General features: G+C 40.3%; 11 protein-coding genes. 5 read left to right on the forward strand and 6 right to left on the reverse strand.

The features are described from left to right. Positions 1-56: 56 nt before the first annotated feature. The 5 genes from HC643_RS03370 to HC643_RS03390 all read right to left on the reverse strand — a co-directional run bounded on the left by HC643_RS03370 (position 57) and on the right by HC643_RS03390 (position 9,404). Positions 57-3,089, reverse strand: a complete 3,033-nt coding sequence (locus tag HC643_RS03370; protein WP_038078542.1) for a CHAT domain-containing protein — start codon at positions 3,087-3,089, stop codon at positions 57-59. A gap of 302 nt (positions 3,090-3,391) precedes the next feature. Continuing rightward, positions 3,392-6,043, reverse strand: a complete 2,652-nt coding sequence (locus HC643_RS03375) for an NHLP bacteriocin export ABC transporter permease/ATPase subunit (RefSeq protein ID WP_038078540.1) — start codon at positions 6,041-6,043, stop codon at positions 3,392-3,394. Between the two features lie 134 nt (positions 6,044-6,177). After that, a complete protein-coding gene (locus HC643_RS03380; protein WP_038078537.1) occupies positions 6,178-8,430 on the reverse strand; it encodes a CHASE2 domain-containing protein in 2,253 nt (750 codons plus the stop codon). Then, the gene (locus HC643_RS03385) at positions 8,414-8,605 is read right to left on the reverse strand and encodes a hypothetical protein (RefSeq protein ID WP_038078536.1); all 192 of its coding nucleotides are present in this window, start codon (positions 8,603-8,605) and stop codon (positions 8,414-8,416) included. The genes HC643_RS03380 and HC643_RS03385 overlap by 17 nt, the downstream gene beginning before the upstream one ends. 34 nt (positions 8,606-8,639) lie before the next feature. After that, positions 8,640-9,404: a DUF928 domain-containing protein gene (locus HC643_RS03390; RefSeq protein WP_038078533.1), complete on the reverse strand. Its 765-nt coding sequence runs from the start codon at positions 9,402-9,404 to the stop codon at positions 8,640-8,642. 203 nt (positions 9,405-9,607) lie between these two features. Between HC643_RS03390 and HC643_RS03395 the strand changes: the two genes are divergently transcribed. The 3 genes from HC643_RS03395 (at position 9,608) to HC643_RS03405 (ending at position 14,499) form a co-directional block, all read left to right on the forward strand. After that, positions 9,608-10,645, forward strand: coding sequence for a cyclic nucleotide-binding domain-containing protein (locus HC643_RS03395; RefSeq protein ID WP_038078531.1), 1,038 nt, complete (start codon positions 9,608-9,610; stop codon positions 10,643-10,645). Between the two features lie 49 nt (positions 10,646-10,694). Beyond that, positions 10,695-12,134 (forward strand): NHLP bacteriocin system secretion protein, encoded by a 1,440-nt coding sequence (locus tag HC643_RS03400; protein ID WP_038078529.1) that lies wholly within the window; start codon positions 10,695-10,697, stop codon positions 12,132-12,134. A gap of 199 nt (positions 12,135-12,333) precedes the next feature. Beyond that, entirely contained in the window at positions 12,334-14,499 is a 2,166-nt protein-coding gene (locus tag HC643_RS03405) for an NHLP family bacteriocin export ABC transporter peptidase/permease/ATPase subunit (protein ID WP_038078527.1), read from the forward strand. Between the two features lie 615 nt (positions 14,500-15,114). Here HC643_RS03405 and HC643_RS03410 read toward each other — a convergent pair. Next, positions 15,115-15,804 (reverse strand): hypothetical protein, encoded by a 690-nt coding sequence (locus HC643_RS03410; RefSeq protein ID WP_038078525.1) that lies wholly within the window; start codon positions 15,802-15,804, stop codon positions 15,115-15,117. A 530-nt stretch (positions 15,805-16,334) separates the two neighbouring features. Here HC643_RS03410 and HC643_RS03415 point away from each other — a divergent pair. Then, the gene (locus HC643_RS03415; RefSeq protein ID WP_038078523.1) at positions 16,335-17,708 is read left to right on the forward strand and encodes a sulfatase; all 1,374 of its coding nucleotides are present in this window, start codon (positions 16,335-16,337) and stop codon (positions 17,706-17,708) included. Positions 17,709-17,720: 12 nt separating this feature from the next. Continuing rightward, positions 17,721-18,719, forward strand: coding sequence for a formylglycine-generating enzyme family protein (locus HC643_RS03420; protein ID WP_038078521.1), 999 nt, complete (start codon positions 17,721-17,723; stop codon positions 18,717-18,719). The last annotated feature ends 994 nt before the right edge of the window (positions 18,720-19,713 follow it).

Genomic DNA, 19,713 nt, shown 5'->3' on the forward strand with positions numbered 1-19,713 from the left:
CGGACGCGGGGCGTAGCGACTCTCCGTGTCTGGTGTGTTAACTGAACCGTATTGAGTTATAGTCCATTTCCAATTAAAATAAAAGATGCCCAATAATAGGGGTGTTTAAATTGACTGTTACTTCCTGTTAATAATTCTAATTGTGCGTTGCGTAAAGCTTCGGCTTTGCTCAATTTCCCAGCTTTTAATGTTGTATAAAATGCATTCATTAAGGCTTGCGTACCACCATCAGAAACAGACCACAATGAAGCAATAGAGGCTTTGGCACCTGTTAATTGAATTTGATATCCCAAACCTAGAATTTCCTGACCGTTACCTAATTGTTTGCCCAAACCAGTTTGACAGGCACTTAAAACGACTAAATCAACATTAGGTAAAGACCAATTTTCTATATCTTTAAGGGTGACACGTGTACCATCCCCAAACAAAATAAATGAATCTTCAGGATTACCGCTCACTAGCATGCCATGCGTTGCTAAATGCACGATTTTGTAATCATTCATCTGTGGGATGGCAACTTGGGTGTTAAATTCTTTATCTAAAAGAATCTTTGTGTTTTGAATTGTCTTAGCTAAATTTTCAACTTCAGCTTTGGCAAATTGCAACCCGCTCAATGTTTCTTTTCTTTCCCCTACAGCTACTTGATAATCACCCTTGGTAAAAGCAGCGGCTAAAGTGGTTAAAGATGCTGGAGGTTTATTGTTTAATTTAGTTAAACTTGCAGCCGTAATATTGTTGACAATAAAACGCTCAACCAACCAATTTTTTCCGTCGTATAATGCTGCTAAAGGTATATATCTCAGTTTGCTATCCGGAGCATAGATAATTGCTTTTGCATCAGCTTGTTTGATGTCATTTTCAATAGGTTTAATGAGCCAATTATATAATTGTGTGGCAGAATTTTTGCTATCTTTATAAGGAGCTACTAGGGCTTGGCGAAATTCAGTAATAACCTGATTTAATTCAGATGCTTTGACTGGTACCGGACGGTGAATTGGGGGTGAATCCGCAGTTACTAAAACTAACTCTAATCTATCTTCTAAAACTAAGGGATATAATAAGACTGTTTTTTGATTTAACTGGCGTAAATTATCTCGCAGTGAGTTAAGTTGACGCAAACTGAGATTTTCCTGTCCGGAGTTAGTCGATAATTGTTGCACTAATGCTACTACAGACGGATTTTTGGTGAATTTATTAAATTCAGCCGTAATTGCCTGTTCGAGTTTGACTAATTCAGCGATGCGTTTTTCTTGAGCAGATGTCCGCGAAGTTTGGGGAATTTTTCTGAGATTGGTGAGTTCTTGTCCCAGTGCGATCGCTTTGTCTTGAATGACACTATATTTTTGTGTAATATCTTGTTCTTGGGGCTTGAGTGGTAAATTTTGGGATACTGGAGTTTCTATATTTGTTCCTCTTTGTCCGCTATTAGCAACTGCTGTTTTCTTAGGTGTTATGCGCTCAATTCCGATAAAATCACTCACTTCTTGGATTTTGAGTAAATCCAGAACTTGTTGCGCTTCTGCGGAACGATTTTGTTTAAGCAATAAATCGGCGAGGCGGCGGTATCTTTCTGCTACCGTTTCTGTATAAGATTGTTGAATAGCAGTTGGCATAACGCGCAAGTTTTGCCGAATTTCCTCAGTTAAATTAACTGATTTTTTGTAAAATGCAATTGCTAGCTGTGGTTGATTTTGTCCGGATAAAGTATCTCCTAAAAATTTCATTGTTGTGGCTTCACTGGCTCGATCGCTCACTTCGCGGTGTATAGCTAAAGCTTGCTGATACAATTCTTCCGCTTTGGCGTATTGATTTTGCTGTTGGTAAATTTGTCCTAGATGGCTCATTGTCACACCTTCCCCGGTGCGATCGCCCACTTCTCGATAAATAGCTAAGGCTTGCTGGTTTAATTCAATTGCTTGCTGATATTTGCTTAAATTGCTATGAACACGCGCAATATTATTAAGAGTGGCAGCAACCCCTAGTTTGTAATTATTTTCCTTGTAGATATTTAAAGCTTGTTGATATATCTTTAAAGCTTGGTCGTATTTACCTAAGTTTGCATATATTTGTCCAATATTATTAAGATTGATTGCTCTCCCTTGGAATTGAAAAGAGTCTTTACCAAAAGCATCACCAACAATAGCACGACTGACAAATTGTTGAGATGCTTGGGAGTTTTGACCGAGATAATCGTAAAGTAATTTAATATCTTGTTTGTTAACTTCTTCAGAATTAGTACTACTCAGTCTGTTATAAATATTTGCAGATTGCTCTGCGAGTTCTAAAGACTTCTGAGACTGACCCAAGCTAAAATAAGCCCCCGCGAGATTATTCATAGTTGCTGCTTGCGTACCTAAATAATTTGAGCAGCATTCTTGCAAACTGTTTAAAGCTTGTTGGTAAGAATTTACAGCTTGAGCATAGTTTCCTAAGTTAACATAAACTACACCAATATTATTTAGAGTTTGAATGCTGCCAATCTTATCATCACTGGTTTTTTGGAGAGCTAAACTTTGTTGATAAAAATCTAAAGCTTTGGCATACTGTCCCGTGCGAAAATAAACGCTACCCAGATCGCCAAGCATAATTGTTTCGCTTGTAGCATAGCTAGTATCTTTTGGGTTAGCGGCTTTTAGTTCTCGAAGAATCGCTAAACCATTTTGATACGCTTCTATAGCTTGAGGATACCGTCCCAAATTGACGTACACTTCACCTAGATAGGAAACAGGTATCCATTCATTTTGGCGATCGCGTGTTTTTCTGCGAATATCTAAAGAGGATTGAAAATATTCCAACGCTTGAGGATATTTACCTTGACGGAGATATACATATCCAATGTTCGTAAGGGAGTTAGCTTCCCCGGCTTTCGCACCGTATTTTTGGAAAATAGTTAAAGCCTGTTGAGATTGCGTTAACGCTGTTTGTAATTCATTCAAACCAACCAAATCCTTATAAATTAGACCTCCAGCGTTATTATTTAACATAACAGCTTCCGCGATCTGTTCTTCAGGTGTTGGAGTCGGTGCTTGTGCTAGAGATGGGGAAGCTAAAGCTAGGATCAGTGTTAAGGAAATAATAGGAAGTTGCATATATGTATTAATAGTGACAAGATTTTTTCTATGATAGTCGTAGTTCTAAGGAACCGCCAGGTTTGTGTTACTGCTAGATCTCAATACCTTTGCCAATTTCTCAAAAGCCCTACAGACTGGAAGTCTGTGGCTACATAAACCAAGCCCACCTGCGTGGGCTTTGGGTTTTAGCCCACGCAGGTGGGCTTTGTTTGTATAGCCTCACATTTCTAATGTGAGGGCGTTTTGGCAAAGGTATTGAGATCTTCAACTTCGTTCCCTTGTCTCCCTTGTCTCCCTTGTCCGGATCTCAAAAAGGATTGCTACATCTGCCGTGCCATTAAATTTGCAAATAATCCTTCTTGATTGACTAATTCCTCAAATTTACCTTGTTGAACAACTCGCCCAGCTTCAATGACATAAATTCGGTCGGCGTTCTGGATAGTGCTGAGGCGATGGGCAATAACGATGCGTGTTACTCCCAAATTGTCTAAGCTGGTACTAACGATAGCTTGGGTGCGATTATCTAAGGCACTGGTCGCTTCATCAAAAATAAGAATTTTAGGTTTTAATACTAAAGCACGGGCAATTAATAGTCGCTGTCTTTGTCCGCCAGACAGGTTTGTCCCTCCTTCGGAAATAACCGTGTGCATTTCCATTGGCATTGACTGAATATCTTCAGCAAAACCAGCCATGCGTGCTGCTTCCCAAGCTTCTTCCATTGTCACCAATGCGCCACTAGAAATATTTTCAAAAATCGAGGCGCTATTAATCCGCCCGTTTTGCAGCACTACACCAATTTGCCGCCGTACTGCAGATATATCTAGCCCTGATAAATCCTGCCCATCGTAGTAAATCGTCCCATCTTTGGGCGTTTCAAATCCCAACAACAGCCTGATAAGTGTGGATTTACCACTACCAGAAGGTCCTACTAAAGCAATAAATTCTCCTGGTTGTGCCTGAATGGTGACATCAGCTAAATTCAAGGGACCGTCTTCTCGGTAACGGAACGTTACGCGATCGACTTTAACTTTACCCGTTAATCGTCCCGGATCGCTTTTGCTAAGGTCAATTTCCGATTGAGCTTGAAAGATGGGCTTTGCCCGTTCCCAGAAAATGCTGATATCCAAAATGCTGACTATAGTATTACTTAATTGCGTTGTTCCAACAATAAATATGGCAAAGGCTGAGTTAAATGCTAAAAATTTACCTGTAGATAATCCTGCATCCCCTGCAGACGGGGCTTGAGTTATAAACGTGACCGCCAACCAAAAGATAATTATTGAACTGACAGTTGGCATAATGGTATTAAATATAGCTAAGATATCTTCAATGAATTCTGTACTCAATTTGAGTTTTAGCTGTTGACTGTACTTTTTTGCCCAATAAGCAAAGGCGCGGTCTTCTGCACTGGTGACACGGAGTTTAGACACGCCAGCAACCATCTGTACTGTAAAGCCAAAAATATCTCCCTCGATTTCTTCTAAAGGACGCAACTTTTGACGGTTCAGTACGCCGGAGACGGTGGTAAAGACGATTGTCACCAGTGCTACTCCTACTACCACTAAAGCCAATTGAGAACTGTAAACAAACAACAATCCCAAATTGAGTAAGGAAAAGACACTTGTAAAAATTGTGCGTAGTACTGTGTCACTGAGTTTCTGACGAATCTGAGTGATAACGGAAACACGAGATTGTAAATCCCCAATAGAATATTCACGAAAGAAAGATACTCGCAAATTTAATAATCTATCCCAGAGGGCTGCTTGGGAGTCTATACTGGCTTTAGTATCCAGTCTTAGGGTGGAAAAACCTTGAGCAATTTGAAAAATTATTGTGCCGATACTGGCGGCAAAAAGACCCAAGGCGATTTGTACTAATAAACCTCGGTCTGCGTCGGGAATAGCAGAATCAATGAGAACGGCAGTTGCTAAGGGAGTTAACATCCCCAGTAATGTGGCGATTGTACCTGTCAGGAGAATGACGAGCACTTCTTTGATTTGTCCTTGGAAAGCAAATACTAACAGATCGATAGCAGTGAGATGTTTGTCGGGTAGGGGACGATAAAACACATAGGCAAAGGGAGCTAGTGTTTGGGCAGTATCGTTATTTACAGGAATGCGAGTATGATTTGGGTCAAAAATTTCGTATTTTCTTGCACCCACCGGTAGCACTGCTACAGGACGGTTATCTTGCTGTGTATATGCCAAGAGGGGTCCAGTATCTTTTTGCCACCATTTATCGTTCAGTAAAACCCGCCTGATACGAATGCGCGATGCACGAGCGATCGCTTCTAGGGGTTCTTTAATCCGATTCATATCTTCGGAACGTGCAGGGGGCAAAATCTTTATTCCTAATGCTTTGCCTACCGCACCTGTAGCAATTAAAAGAGGTGTCTCTGATTGCAAAAATTCCGCTTGTTTTGGCTTGAGGACTGCTGCCAAATTACCTAAAGCACCAACTTTTGCTTGATGATTAAGTTGTTCTCGTGCTTGGAATTGCTGCCATTTTGCGGTTAACTCCTCCTGTTCTATTTGCATTAAAATTTGGCAGAAATCGCTATGGAGTTCGTTGAGAGCCACTTGGATAGTGTCCCAACTATTCAGTTTTTCAGGATAGGAAAACACGGGGGAAATCACGGCGCGATCGCCTGCACAACTACAGATATGTTTCCTCCAAATCTGCACTAACTCGAGAAACTTTTCTGGCTCGCATTTCTCCTCACTCTCTACAGTCAGTTGCCATAATAAACTATCTTCCATAGATACCGCTAAAATCTTATGCGTCTTAGCAGCTATCCCAAACAATGCTTCCCCCGCACGGACAGTAAACAGATAGCGGCGGACCCCCTCAAATCCTTGGTGAATGGGAATGGCAAACAGAGCGATCGCACCTGATTCAACCTGCCAAAATGTTTGAGTATTGTCGAATACTAAGGACTGATTACCTGTCAATAGTAATTTGGAATCATTCATCTTAATTTATAGTGGTTTTTAATTAATATTTCATTCATTTGTAGCAAATGTTTGGCGTTACTCAATCCATATATGAATCCTGGTTATCTCGATCTAAGCCCTCAACCTAGAAGAATTTACTGCTCCCTTCTCCTTTAAGGAGAAGCGAATCCCGACTGCATACTATTCAATTGAGTTGCCACTTCTGATGGTATATTGGTAAAGCGAATATAAAAACTATTAGATTCTGCTGCTTTGTCCAAGACTTTAGCATAAGTATCTTCGCTCACCGTGCTTTCTTCAGATAAGAAAAAATTTATCTTTAAATTAGTAAATGGTTGTACTTTTAAGGAGTTTTCTATTGAATCAAAATAAATTTGTCCCCCCTTTTCTGATAGTTTTACTAACTTCCCCATCCTGATACTGCTATCTACATCTTTGCCATCTAAGATTGCATATTTTAGGGAAATTGGTGCTAGAAGTTGCAAAAATATCTCTTCTTCTTGCTCCAGGTACAAATTGTATTCACCAGCAATTCCACCTACTTCATGTATCTCTATTGGTTGTTTCACTCCTTTTGCTTGTACTTTTTTAGAACCAATAATTTTGACAATAGAACCAGCCTCATTAACAGTTGAGTCGGAAACAAAAATCTGTCCGCCGACTGTATAAGATTCAATACGATAAGTTAAATTAACTTGACTCCCGATAATTCCATATTTAGTCCGTTTTTCTGAACCAATATTACCAACTACTACCTCTGCTGTATTGATCCCAATCCCCATTTCCAATTTTGGTAAACCCATGTGCTGCATTTTTTGATTCACAGATGACATTGCTAATTGCATCGCTACAGCACAAGCTATGGCTCTCTTAGCATCATCTTCTCTAGCAATGGGAGCGCCAAATAAAACTAAAATGCCATCACCCATAAACTCATCTATAGTCCCTTGATATTGAGTAATGACATCTGCCATATATCCCAAATAAAGGTTAATAATTTTGATAACTTCTTCAGCAGGTAATCTTTCAGAGGTCGCAGTAAAACCTCTTAAATCGGAAGTGAGAATAGTAATTTTTTTGCGTTCTCCACCCAGCTTTAAGCCTTCAGGATTTTCTAACAAATTTGCGACTACTTCATCGGTAAGGTAACGACCAAAAGTTTTGCGAATAGCTCCCGCAGTCCAGGCTATATAAGCTGTCACAGCAATTCCCGCACCTATTAATGCCATTAACGGTGGGACAATAGGAATCCACCACCCAGCAAGAAAAGCGAGATAACTACTACCTATAAGACAGCATACCGCTAGGAAAAGACTCAGAGGGGGAAATAGCGATCGCCTTTTAGAACTACCGCTATATCTTTGTTGCCATATCAATGCTGAGCCAATCAATGACCACAGAGAAATCCACAACCATTCCTGGGGCTTATTCCACGTTTTAATTAAGGGTCGGTTATCTAAAGTCGCACTTAAAATTTGACTGAGCGCATGGCTGTGAATAGCTACTCCAGCCATGCGTTTGGGTGCTGTTAAGACAGTGCTGCTATAAGGTGTATAGAATAGGTCTTTGAGACTTTCGGCTGTGGGACCAATCAATACAATGCGTCCCTTGAGTAAATCCTTTGGAGTGTGATTTTCTAACACATCTATAATGGAGATACGCTGAAAATTCTGCTTGGAATGACGATAATTTATAAGAACCTGATACCCTTGGTCTTCTGCTCTAACATAACCGCCATCATTGCCTTGAAATAACGGATAGATAGTATCTCCTGTTTTCACTAAAAAATTATCTGTTTGTCCGACATAAACATCGCGCTCGTGCAGATAGAGATATGCTAGTTTAAAAGCAAAACTAAATACATTCTCCCCATTTTTATCGGCTAAATACAGCAAACTCCGCCGAACTTTACCATCTCCATCTAAAGGAAAATCATTTGCACCTACCTGTCCCAGTTTTTTGAGCACTGGTGGTGGTGCAACTGCTGAACTATCATCACTCTCAGCAACTTTTTGCACGCCAACTAAATTGGGTGTAGACTCAAAGACTTTCACTAAAGAATCATGACCGGAGCCTACTGGTAAATCTCGATAGAGATCGAGACCTATCGCGCTAGGTTTGTGTTGTTTTATATTTTCTAAAATTTTTGCTAATAAACCATCAGGTATAGGCCAATGACCGCGCTTACCAAGTTTTTGGACATCTGATTCATTAATTTCTACAATGACAATGCGCGAGTCAACAGGCTCCAGAGAACGCAACGAAAACATTCGATCTAATGCAGCTAATTCCAACATCTGCAATAGTCCACTCAAGCGCAGGAGTAATACAACTATGACTGCACTGGGAGTAGCAATTAATATCCCGCGCCATCGCCAAATTTGTATTTTAATTGAACGCCACATACAGCATTTGATTTTGGGAGTGGTTTCTTTCAGGTATAAATTGCTGTTGTATCTTGGTGAAGGAATTGCGAGCGCGAAGCGGCTGCAAAGCAGCATCGCCCTTGGCGCAAGCGAAGCTATCGCGCTGTAGGAGCAGAGGCGCAGAGAAAATGAGAATTTTGAGGTTAAAAGACATGAATTTGCTTCTCTGGTTGTACAAAATTTATAAACTATTTAGTTTTAATAGTGTTGCTAGCTACCAACGGTTGCGAAACTAAGTTTTTTAAGCCGACTGACTCTAAAAATGTTTGCCAATTAGCTAGAATCGTGCGCTCCCTGGGGTTAGCAAGACGTTGCTGCACTATAGTATGTAACGCTTCATACCAAATACCTGTCTTAGCATACATTTGGGAGAGTTGTTTGGGATTTGTTTTGGCTAGCTGCTGTGATAAAGCAGGAGTTGTTGGGATACGTTCTACCCATCCATCAACAGCCATCTCTTTCTCTGATTCTTCGGAATTGCAAGCGATGGCAAAATACCAATGGTATTGTTTGCCAACTTTGAGAGCAGGTGTATTAGATGGGAGAGTAAAGCCAATAATTCCCGGTTTGTTAGGAAGTTTAACAGTTGTTTCGTAGACTATATTGTTGTTATCTAGCAGGGATAAGTGAGCTGTTTGTGCAGTTATTTGCGGTACAAACCAATAAAAAGTCGGACGTTCAGCTAAAGTTAAACCTAACTTACTTGCAGGTATTAAAGGAATTAACTTTTCTTGACTTGCTAAATCGCAGGAATCACCGCGACTTCCCCCACCTGCTGTAGTCTGTGGAGCTTTGCGGTTTGGTGGTATGAAGTTCTGACTTATTTGCCAGTTATCCCATCTTAAAGTCACTGGTGATTCAGATCTTCCTACTTGAGAAGAACTAGAGATCGTTGCTAATACCAAAGAAACTGGAATTGTTATAAGATTTATAAACTTTTTTTTCCAATTCATATTAAGTACGGTTAATTTTCCACCTTATAAAGGACAAAAAATAGAAAAAAGCTTGCAAGGGACATAGAGAAGGGTTTTCACAGACAGTTACGACACGATCGAAGAAACCCTATGAACCAGATTAACCTATGGTGTCAAAATTGACAGTATAGTTCTTGGCGTGACAGATAATTTTATTACACTTATAATCTAGATTTGATCCTATGAGCGGACAATTGCTAACTCATTTTCCTAATTTTGCGGTTTTTAAGGATCGCGATATTGCTTGGATGATAAATATCGGTAAATATACGGAATACCGTACTGGTGAAATTCTGCTTCGAGAAGGTCAAGAAATTATTGACACAGTGGAAATTCTATTAGAAGGAGCATTGAGTATTGGTGTTTCTCCTACAGGAAATATAGAAGATGCTGTTGAAATTGAGCGCGTAACAGCTGGCGAAGTTGTAGAATTTCTATCTTTTATAGATAATCGTCCTCCATCTAGCACTTGTACCGCCTTAGAACCCTCACGGGTATTATCGTTACCCAGACATTTATTAATTAAAAAATTGGAGAACGATACAGAATTTGCTGCCCGTTTTTATCAAATGTTATCTATTTTTCTGTCGAAGCAGTTGCGAAAATTAACTGATTTTCTTATTAAAAACAAAGTAGTACCGGGAGAACCGTTACGCAAAGTTTTATTTGTCTTTGCTATCTTGAATGATGCTGATATTGATTGGATGATTGCTCGAGGCGTTAGAATGAAAGTTCATTCTGGGACGGTGCTTATAGAGGAAGGTCAACCGCCAGAAGCCTTATATATATTGTTAGATGGAAAATTAGGTATTTTTGTAACCAGCCAACAGACTGAATCGGGACAAAAAGAAATTGCTACATCAGTCAAGGGTGAAATTTTGGGAGAAATGTCCTTTGTAGAAATGACAACCGCCTCCGCTACAGTCAAAGCAGCAGAATCTGCTGTATTATTGGCACTACCAAAGCACATCCTCATGGAAAAATTAAAACAAGATACAGGATTTACAGCCAGGTTTTATCGAGCGATCGCGGTAGTGTTAGCGGATAGAATTCGCGATCGGTTATTCCGCCGGGGATTTGGCAAACTAGCCTACCAACTAGACCCAGTTTTAACAGAAGATATTGAAGTTGAAGATGAACTTGACTTAGATACCCTAGACAATACCGCCCTAGCAGGTGCTAGATTTGACTGGATGATTAAACGCCTCAATAGGCAATAATTAATTTCTTATTATTTTACAAAATATTTCTACAAGAGCTATAACATATATGGCTGAAAAAGACAGTCTATTTCGCAAGGAATCACTGGAGCGTTTATCTTCTCCAGAAAGATTGGATCGATTAATGCAGTTGGTCAACCCTCTCGATTGGCTACCCTTGACGGCGTTAGGTAGTTTTATCCTCATTGGGTTGGTTTGGAGTGTTTTTGGACGTATTCCCATCACTGTTTCAGGGAAAGGAGTGCTTATTCAACCCTATCAAGTCATCACTTTTGAGTCTCCCATTTCAGGACAATTAAAAAGTCTAAATATCAAACCTGGACAGTGTATTGAAAAAGGACATATCCTAGCTACAATCGATCCCACCGATCTTAAGCAACAGTTGCAATTGCAACGCACGAAAATCGCCGAATTACAAGCACAAAGCCAGTCTTCTATTTTACTTCAGCAACAGCATACAATGAAGGAAAAAGAAGCGATCGCATCTGCAAGGGCTAGTTATATTCAACGGTTGCGGGATACCCAAACACTCACACCTGCGTTTTATGAAAAAGGTTTAAATGCGATCCGCGAACAGCGTATAAGTCTACAACAACGCCTCAAAGATGCTCGGGGTCTTGTTCCCGTACTGAAACACAGATTTCAAGAGCGTCAGCAACTTTTAGATGTAGGAGCAATTGCCAAAGATACTTTATTACAAGCAGAGCAAGAATACAAACAAGGACGCCAAACTGTCTATGATATCCAAGCGCAACTTAAGCAATTAGATGTAGAAGAAACAGAAGCCCAACAGAGATACTTACAAAATCTGAGTTCTGTAGGAGAACTGCAAACGCAATTGAAAGACTTAGAAACTAGGAGTAAACGAATTGACCAGGAAAACGTAGAAAACCTTAATAAAAACTTTAATCAAATTCAAGAAGTCAATCGAGCGATCGCTCAACTAGAAAAACAAATATTAGATAATAGCCAAATTGTCAGTCTTAATAGTGGTTGTGTCTTGGAAACCTCTGCTTTCGTTGGTCAAGTTGTCAGTCCCGCGACTCCCATTGCATCTGTGAATCTTCGACAAAATAACACCCCATTGATAGCCATTTCCTACTTTAGCATCAAAGATGGCAAGCAGATTCAACCAGGAATGACTATGCAAATTACCCCCGACTCGGTGAAAAGAGAACGCTTTGGCGGTATTGTTGCTAAAATCACTTCGGTTCCTCCCTTACCTGTCACTAAAGAAGGTGCAAATTCTGCGATCGGCAATCCCGATTTAGCAGCCAAAATTTTACCAACTGGTGGCGGAGATATGGAAGTGCGAGCAGAGATGGTACTTGAGCCGTCTACCTTTAGTGGCTATCGTTGGTCTTCCTCCCAAGGACCAAAATTAAAAATTTCTGCGGGAACGACTACCACCGTGCGGGTAAAAGTAGCAGAACAAGCACCGATCGCTTATCTCTTACCAATTATACGTGAATTTACTGGCATTGACTAATAAATTTCTCATGACTCCCCGCGCCTGGAGTAGGAGCTTTAAAATTCTTAGAAAGCAAATATTTGTATAAGAAATGCACTTAGTTTTATCCAAATACTTATCAAACTTAAATCCCTTCCGTAAAAGAAAGCCACCGTTAGAATTAGAAACAGCAAAAAGTCAAAGTTCCTGTCGCGTCAAAACTCCGAGCCTCTTGCAAATGGAAGCCGTGGAGTGCGGTGCAGCTGCTTTGGGAATTATTTTGGCTTACTACCATAAAATTGTTCCTCTAGCAGAATTACGGCAAAATTGCGGCGTTTCCCGTGATGGTAGTAAAGCTTCCAATATTATTAAAGCTGCCAGAAACTACGGAATGCAAGCTAAAGGTTTTAAAAAGCAGTTGGCACAATTAAAAATACTCCGCCCGCCGTATATTGTCTTTTGGAATTTCAATCACTTTTTAGTAGTTGAAGGATTTAAAAAAGATTGGGTTTATCTTAACGATCCAGCTACAGGTCCAAGGCGAATTTCTTTACAGGAATTTGATGAAGCTTATACGGGGGTAGTTCTCGTGATGGAACCAGGAACAGAATTTCAAAAAGGAGGTCGCAAGCCTAGCTTAATCGGCTCATTACTCGCTCGTTTGCAGAATTCTTGGGGACCTATTCTTTATTGTTTGCTAACGGGATTTTTTTTAGTGATTCCAGGGTTTGTCCTACCAGTTTTCAACCAGGTATTTGTAGATAATATCTTAGTAGAAAATCGTACAGACTGGCTTCGTCCCCTGATTTTGGGGATGACAATTACTATGGTTATTCAGGCATGGTTGACATTACTCCAAAGACGCTTTCTCCGGAAACTGAATATAAAATTATCGGTAGAAATGTCAGGGCAATTTATTCATCATATTTTGCAATTGCCAGTAGGATTTTATGCTCAAAGATTTGCCGGAGAAATTAGCAGTCGGATTAAGATTAATACTAAAGTAGCTGAAGTGTTATCGGGTCAATTAGCTAGAACTGTTATTGATAGTGTGATGCTGGTATTTTATGCCACAGTCATGTTAGCCTACGATCGTATGCTAACTGCGATCGCTATCTGTTTTGCTGCCATTAATATATTGACATTGCAAGCAGTTTCACGACAACGTACAGATATTTATACGCGAACCATCCAAGACAGAGGCAAAGTAGCAGGTACTGAAATCGCCGGTCTCCAGAGCATGGAAACTCTGAAAGCATCAGCATTAGAATCTGATTTTTTTGCCCGTTGGTCTGGCTATTACACCAAATTTATCAACGGTCAGCAAGAACTAAGCATTACCAATCAATTCTTAGGTCTTTTACCTACATTTTTAACTGGTTTGAGCTCTCTAGCAATTTTAGCGATTGGGGGGCTACGGGTGATGGATGGACACTTAAGTATTGGAATGTTAGTTGCTTTTCAAAGTTTAATGACAAGCTTTCTCACTCCAGTAAACTCTCTCATCAATTTTGGCAGTACCCTTCAAGAACTAGAAGGTGACTTGAACCGCTTAGATGATGTGTTGCAAAACCCTATCGATCCAGAATTAGACAGTCAAAATTTACTTATTTCGCCAAAACCGCTACAGTATGCTTCATACTGCCAACTTCAGGGATATGTAGAATTAAAAAATGTCAGCTTTGGATATTCGCGAACCGATCCTCCCCTCATTCAAGATTTAAGTTTTCAGATCAAACCAGGAGAAAGGGTCGCCTTCGTTGGGGGTAGTGGTTCTGGTAAATCCACAGTTGCCAAATTAGTCGCAGGGCTTTATCAACCTTGGTCCGGTCAAATTCTCTTTGATGGTATTCCCAGAGAACAAATTCCCAGAGCAATACTATCTAATTCTCTGGCAATGGTAGAACAGGAGATTTTTTTGTATGCTGGAACTGTCCGCGAGAATTTGACCTTGTGGGATGACACAGTATCTAATTCTCAACTAGTGCGAGCATGCATTGATGCGGCAATTCATGAAGTGATTCTAGCCTTACCTGGAGGATATGAAGGAAATCTTTTAGAAGGTGCGGCTAATTTTAGTGGCGGACAACGCCAGCGTTTAGAAATTGCTCGTGCATTAGTCAACGACCCCACAATTTTGATCGTAGATGAAGCCACCAGCGCCTTGGATGCAGAAACAGAAAAAATTATTGACCGAAATATGCGCTATCGTGGTTGTTCTAGCCTGATTGTGGCTCACCGCTTGAGTACCATCCGTGACTGTGATGAAATCATTGTTCTCGAACAAGGCAAAGTCGTACAAAGAGGTACCCACCAACAGATGTCACAACTTGACGGTCCTTATGCGCGGTTAATACAGTCAGAACCAACGAACAGCTGCTGCGGTTATGACTCGTTTATTTGAGATGGTGGCTAAACCATTGGCCATTATAAGCTTAATTTCCCCCTCTATTTCCCCTTAACCGAGCAGTATTAAATCATATCTTTACTACTTTTCTCAATTACTTACCGCTATCTCCACAGTTTCTTCATTTTTTTTGGATAAATTCAAGACTAGTTTCTCTTGATAAAGTTTGTTTTTCAGGCACTGGTGCGGACGATCTCCCGCATCTTTTTTTATTTCTGCAAGCACATGAATTACCACGATGCATGGTTGATGGAGAATTTCGTGCAATTCATTAAAATACCCCTCAGGTATTACCTAAGGGGAGGTTAGCATAAGTGTTTAGAAATAAAGAATGAGTTATATAGTAGCGTTATGAGTAACGCTATTGTTAACTGTAATTAACAAAAATGAAGAAGTTGTGGAGATTTGAACGCATCCCAACTAACCTTGCGCTACAGTTGGGGATGCGTGCGCGTTAGAACCCATAATATTGGGAAATTGCAAATTTTTCTACTTTTGATAATTGTCTCCACAACTTCTTCATTATTCCATATCTAAATGTAAGTATATAGTTCCTCTTAACAAGGTTTGTATCTGTAGGTAGGGGTGCGGAAAGTTCATCCGCACCTTTTTCTATGTTTCACTCATTTTAACTTCGTGATTATCTATAAGGACTAACCGCCCTTCTTTGTATGCCGATCGCAAGGCTATAGCTTCAGCTACAATATGCTGGGCGCTTAATCCTTCTTCATCTATCATTTTTTGTAAAGCAATTCCCGTCCGTTCGTCTGGTTCGTGAATGGGTGGAATTTGGCAATACCTCCTCCCATCACTTGTTCGCCTCCAAATACTGGGTTTTTCAGCTTTCGGTTTTCTGGAAGTACGTTGTTCTTTGATTAAAGAACGAACAGCCTCTTGTGTGATTGCTGTTAAGTCTAGAAGCTTGTCTATAACAGGCTGGTACTTCTTGCTGTTTTCCGCTAACTGATACACGGTTCTTGGCTCTATGTGTGCTAACTCACAAGGCAAAAATTTCCCAAATGCAGCAGCTATTTTGAGATACCTTTTTTCCTCGCCTTTCCAGTCTTTCTCTATAAGTAATTTTTTATACTCTTTTACCGGGAGCTTTCGTTTTCGCTCGGCTAACCAAAAGGCATGATGCAAAATGGCCTTAGTCACTTCCGTCAGGGTTGGGAAGGCGAAATTTTCATGACTGCTACTATCGATTGCATTTTCTTCAAAATACTGTTGCTCAAACTCAGAGGGTGTTTTAGATGGTTTGTCAACTCGGGTTGCGATCGCACTTTTTACTGGGGTCATCATAATTATGGAATTCTCTGGAGGGAAAAAATCACTGCTTATTATCTATTGCCATTTAAGTTCCAACTTCTCTGTGTACTAGAGAAGCGCCTCACCTTAGTCCTTGACTAATATGCTAATATGTGTGATGCGGCCAAACATACAAGAAACTCCTACCCCAGTTGAGGGTGATAGCCGAACAAAAACTCTTTCTAATAGAACAATTGTACTATTTAATAGAAAAGATAAATCCCCAAAATTACTTATTTTTTCCATAAATTAGAGAAATAATTATACATAAGTTAGAACCGTAGCCTCACAATCTATACTTTTGTTTGAGAAATACTTGCCTCACATACACCCCTTATGCAATGATGTCTTCATTTGCAAACTAAATACTGTTATTCCATGCATTTACCGTACTTTTGGCTTTGCATGGTGCGAAATTATCTTTAATCGACGGATGAAAAATGCCTTGGTACTTGGTAATTGAAACAATCAAATTTTGATGACTGTGACTGAGGCAATCAACACAACAAACACGAAATAGGGATATGCACAAAGATCTACCAGAAGCAATTAGTCGGCGCAAATTTTTAGGCACTGCTATTGCCACTACAGCCATAACGATAGGAGCTTCGAGCGTTTTTTCTTCTGTTTCTGCCAAACAACGGCGTCCAAATGTAGTGTTTATTTTAACGGATGACTTGGGCTGGGGCGATCTGAGCATTTACGGACAGACAAATTATCAAACGCCAAATTTAGACCAACTGGCGCAAGAGGGTACAAGATTTACTAATGCTTACGCAGCACAAACCGTTTGTACGCCAACACGTGTAGGCTTTTTTACAGGTCGTTATCCAGCCCGATTGCCAGTTGGTCTTCAAGAACCCTTAGCTGGGGGAGAAACTGTAGGATTACCGCCCGAACACCCTACAATAGCTTCTCTTTTAAAAGCTAACGGTTATGAGACAGCATTGGTAGGTAAATGGCATACTGGCTTTTTACCCAATTATGGTCCTTTAAAAAGCGGCTTTGATGAGTTCTTCGGCAACTATAGTGGAGCAATTGACTACTTCACCCATAAAACTGGCAATGGATCTCTTGATTTTTACGAAGGTGAAGAGCTTGTAGATCGATCGGGCTATACAACAGATTTATATACCGAGCGTGCTGTTAACTTTATTAAAAGACCTCGTACTCGTCCGTTTTATCTCAGCCTTCATTACACTGCACCACACTGGCCTTGGGAAGGACCGGAAGATGAAGAATTAAGTAGAACTTTTTACAATTCCAATAGCTTTACTGCAGGAGGCTCGCCAGAAACTTATGCTGCAATGATGAAAAGCCTTGATGATGGAATTGGTAAAGTCCTGACAGCTTTGGAAGAGTCCGGGCAGGCTGATAATACAATAGTGATTTTCGTTAGTGATAATGGAGGAGAAGAGTACTCTAATTTTGGTCCCTATCAAGGTAAAAAAGGTAGTTTGTATGAAGGTGGCTTGCGAGTCCCTGCTATTATTCGCTGGCCGGGAGTTATCCCATCCAATCAAGTGAATACTCAAGTGACTATTACGATGGATTTAACTGCAACAATTTTGGCAGCAACTGGCACTAAACCCGATCCAAACTATCCTCTTGATGGGAAGAATTTGCTGCCTGTCGTTTTAGGCAAAAAAGCTGTTTACCCGCGATCGCTATACTGGCGCTACAAAGCCTATCGCCCCGGTTCTTCACAACCACTTCAAGCAGCAGTCCGCAGTGAGGATTGGAAGTACTTAAAGCAAGGAGACAAAGAGTACTTGTTTAACCTTGCTACCGATGAAGGCGAACAAACAGACCTCAAAGATGATTACCCTGACGTATTAGAAGAACTTCGCACTAAATTTCAAGCGTGGGATGCACAAGTATTGCCTTATCCGGCTTAAAGAAAGCGAGTTATGCAAGAAAGATTGTGCCAAGAGAATTTAAACCATAACCTTGGTAAACAAAGAACACTCAAACCTCCTCAAAAACCAAGCGATCGCGATATGGTTTGGATACCGGGCGGGACTTTTATGATGGGGTCCGATCGCCACTACCCTGAAGAAAGCCCAGCTCATCTCGTTCGTGTCAGTGGTTTCTGGATGGATCGCTATGCAGTTACCAATAAACAGTTTCAACGTTTTGTCAAAGCCACAGGCTATAAAACTGTTGCAGAACGGCAACCAAAGCTAGAAGATTACCCAGGTGCTATCCCGGAACTGCTTGTACCAGGCTCGGCTGTCTTTCAGCAACCAAATCAACCTGTCAATTTACAAAATTGTAACTGGTGGGTTTACGTCCCTGGTGCTAACTGGCGACATCCTACAGGACCGGACAGTTCTATTAAAGGGAAAGAAAACCATCCCGCAGTACATATTGCGTATGAAGATGCTGTAGCGTATGCAAATTGGGCTGGTAAATCACTTCCAACAGAGGCAGAGTGGGAATTTGCGGCTCGTGGTGGATTGGATAATGCTGTTTATGGGTGGGGCAATGAATTTGCCCCTAAGGGCAAGCGGATGGCAAACACTTGGGAAGGAGAGTTTCCCTGGCAAAACCTAAAACCAAACCCTCCTGGAGCAGAACCAGTTGGTTTGTATCCTCCCAACGGTTACGGTTTATATGATATGGTAGGCAACGTTTGGGAATGGACAACAGATTGGTATCAAGACCATCACCCAGAAAACAAATCAAAACCTTGCTGCATTCCCACCAACCCTAGAGGTGCAACAAAAGAAGAAAGTTACGACCCTACTGTACTCCAAGCTCAAATACCAAGAAAAGTCCTCAAAGGAGGTTCTTTTCTTTGTGCGCCCAACTACTGCCAGCGTTACCGACCAGCAGCACGACATCCAGAAACAGTTGATACCTCAACCTGCCACATTGGATTTCGTTGTGTAGTCCGCGTAGGTTGATTGCAAGGTTTTCCATAAAATAGATTGTCCATTGTCTGGGGCGGGCTAGAAAGCTTGCCCTTTCAAACATTCAGGAAATCGAGCAGTTTTTTCAAAAGAACTTACTCTATTTTGTCCCTCATATCAACTGAAGTTTTTCTACACGCTATCTTCATTTTTTCTCTTTACACTTATAAATATTCCTGGCAGTGGTACGGAAACCCCTTCCGTACCATTATTTATTGGCTTTACTAACCTTTTTAATAAAAAGAACGTTGCAGCAAGCACTACAACGTTAGAACATGAAGAATATTTAGCTAAATATTAATTCTAACCGTTATAAACAATACAATTGATAACTTACTCCTTTTGGTAGATTAGCAAAAAAGTTTTTTCTAGAGTGATAATTAGCAGGGAGATACTTATCGAGATCGAAATTCTTCATTTACAATCATTACAATTGCTAATGGATATGCGGCAGTGATAGGGTAAGAATCTATGAAAACAAGTTCTCGGTAGCAAGAACTATAAATGTTGATTTATACTGAGTTTATATATTTAAGATGAGTCTAAAAATTTCACAATACGTTATACAGCAATTTCAAAACTGTGCTTTAAAAGCCTACAAGCATGGCAAATTAGTGGAGTCGTGTGGACTAGTTTTACAGATGTACAATCACTTCTCAGTCGCACAAGAAGATAGTTTATTAATAACGCGCTACGGCTTAGGTATAAAATATAACGCAGATAAATCCTTTCAATACTTACGATTGTTGAACCCACAAGGTAACGACTCAATAGAGTTTTATTATCAGTCCGTACAAGGCTATACAAACGCAGTCCGAACACATATTAAGGCAATGAACTTATACTTATCTATAACTCAAAAATATATTTCAAAAAATCAACATTAGACGATAGTAAGGTCAAGCCAACAGCCAGTCCAAAAACTTGGAAATATTCTCATTATACTAATTTCCTACAGCTTTGAGACACTGTTGGCGAAATATTGCTT

This window comes from Tolypothrix bouteillei VB521301, from assembly GCF_000760695.4.
Taxonomy (GTDB): Bacteria; Cyanobacteriota; Cyanobacteriia; order Cyanobacteriales; family Nostocaceae; genus Scytonema; species Scytonema bouteillei_A.

What these genes read in the sequence shown, in the direction of transcription:
- HC643_RS03370 (WP_038078542.1), bottom strand. Translation starts at nt 3,089, where the DNA reads ATGCAACTTCCTATTATTTCCTTAACACTGATCCTAGCTTTAGCTTCC.
- HC643_RS03420 (WP_038078521.1), top strand. Translation starts at nt 17,721, where the DNA reads ATGCAAGAAAGATTGTGCCAAGAGAATTTAAACCATAACCTTGGTAAA.
- HC643_RS03405 (WP_038078527.1), top strand. Translation starts at nt 12,334, where the DNA reads ATGGAAGCCGTGGAGTGCGGTGCAGCTGCTTTGGGAATTATTTTGGCT.
- HC643_RS03395 (WP_038078531.1), top strand. Translation starts at nt 9,608, where the DNA reads ATGAGCGGACAATTGCTAACTCATTTTCCTAATTTTGCGGTTTTTAAG.
- HC643_RS03380 (WP_038078537.1), bottom strand. Translation starts at nt 8,430, where the DNA reads ATGTGGCGTTCAATTAAAATACAAATTTGGCGATGGCGCGGGATATTA.
- HC643_RS03410 (WP_038078525.1), bottom strand. Translation starts at nt 15,804, where the DNA reads ATGATGACCCCAGTAAAAAGTGCGATCGCAACCCGAGTTGACAAACCA.
- HC643_RS03385 (WP_038078536.1), bottom strand. Translation starts at nt 8,605, where the DNA reads ATGTCTTTTAACCTCAAAATTCTCATTTTCTCTGCGCCTCTGCTCCTA.
- HC643_RS03390 (WP_038078533.1), bottom strand. Translation starts at nt 9,404, where the DNA reads ATGAATTGGAAAAAAAAGTTTATAAATCTTATAACAATTCCAGTTTCT.
- HC643_RS03400 (WP_038078529.1), top strand. Translation starts at nt 10,695, where the DNA reads ATGGCTGAAAAAGACAGTCTATTTCGCAAGGAATCACTGGAGCGTTTA.
- HC643_RS03375 (WP_038078540.1), bottom strand. Translation starts at nt 6,043, where the DNA reads ATGAATGATTCCAAATTACTATTGACAGGTAATCAGTCCTTAGTATTC.
- HC643_RS03415 (WP_038078523.1), top strand. Translation starts at nt 16,335, where the DNA reads ATGCACAAAGATCTACCAGAAGCAATTAGTCGGCGCAAATTTTTAGGC.